Origin of the sequence: Rothia sp. HMSC071C12, from assembly GCF_001813895.1 — a bacterium.
Lineage (GTDB): Bacteria > Actinomycetota > Actinomycetes > Actinomycetales > Micrococcaceae > Rothia > Rothia mucilaginosa.
Genome location: NZ_KV814371.1, coordinates 419,799 through 421,008, shown reverse-complemented (window position 1 = coordinate 421,008; position 1,210 = coordinate 419,799). Strand labels below are relative to the sequence as shown.

The window sequence follows — 1,210 nt, the reverse complement described above, 5'->3', positions numbered from 1 at the left end:
ACTGGTATATCAGCTCGTGGGCTAGCGACTGCACCTTTACAGGAGTGCGCTCTGATAATCCTTACGAAGATAGTGACAAGCCAGAGGATAAATTTCCACTAGATAAGGCTCTCGCAGCACAATGGGGGTTCTATCTTGAAGGTGGCGCAAAGCGTCTTAGTATTATTGGCGCAAATGCTTTCGATGCTTGTCAGATGAGTGATAAGACCAGAACTGCGGCCCAAAAGAAAATTATGGGGGATAAATGGGTTCTTAAAATCAACTCTGAGCTTTATGAGCTATTAAGGATCGAAATTAATAATTTTAAATTTGAGGGAAAGCTTGTAGCGCCGAGAATCCCTAAAGCCGAGAATGAGTCCACAGAAAACTAGAAAATAGTTTGGTCCCCTGCATAGAAGAGCAGGGGACCAAACTATTTTTATAATCTCTTAAAATACGCCTCGAGTATCTGCCATGCGCAATACTTCAAAAGCCTGTTCATATGTTGCCTGGAAAGTCCATTGGCTCACTCGTCGACCTTCAGAGTCCATGCTCGCGACGTCATGGTACCTAACCGATTCGTGGAAGCCAGTGTACTTCTTATCAAAGCCGGCTCCAGTGTATTTCAACCAAACATAGGCCCGATGCAACTCTGAGCCGTAAGGAAGGTTGGGGTTCCGCTTGGTCCAGGGCTCTTCCTCATTCGGAGGATTCATATCGGGTAGCTTGACCGCCGGACTACCAGCTAGGCGGTATGCCATGATTACTGTCGTCGTTTCATTCGCGGGGGCATCGTAATGGAAATTCCCATCACTCCAACCCCAGGTAATGCCCCGCTGACGAGCCCACATCACCACAGGAAAACGCGGATCATCCGTCTTGATATCGCCATACGGAGACTGAGCCGGAAGATTCTTCACCTCAGGAGAACCCGACAGACGATACAAATACTCCACAAACTGGCCACGGGAAATTACGGTGTTTTCTTCGATTAGCTGATACTTCTGGTATTCAGAAATTAGACCAACGCACTCAGCCCAGTCGTAGATAATCTTGCGACTGTAAGTCACATAAGCATTCGGAAGGTACTTATATTCGTAGATTGCGCGGTCGTTACAGGTCACCGCCGGTTCATTGGGCTGCACAATAGGGGTCACTTGGCGAGGTTTCAGAACACCAAGAGAATATGCCGGCACGCTACCGCACACCATGGCACCTGCCAGCAGTACCG

1 protein-coding gene and 1 pseudogene are annotated in these 1,210 nt (G+C 48.2%); one reads left to right on the top strand and one right to left on the bottom strand.

The window, feature by feature from the left end; genetic code table 11:
- Positions 1 to 371: pseudogene (locus tag HMPREF2942_RS04905) on the top strand (transcriptional initiation protein Tat); the annotation flags it as partial.
- A 57-nt stretch (positions 372 to 428) separates the two neighbouring features.
- On the opposite strand, the gene HMPREF2942_RS04900 reads toward HMPREF2942_RS04905, so the two are convergent.
- On the bottom strand, positions 429 to 1,210 hold a 782-nt coding region (locus HMPREF2942_RS04900), incomplete at its 5' end, for an S-layer homology domain-containing protein (protein ID WP_070688537.1).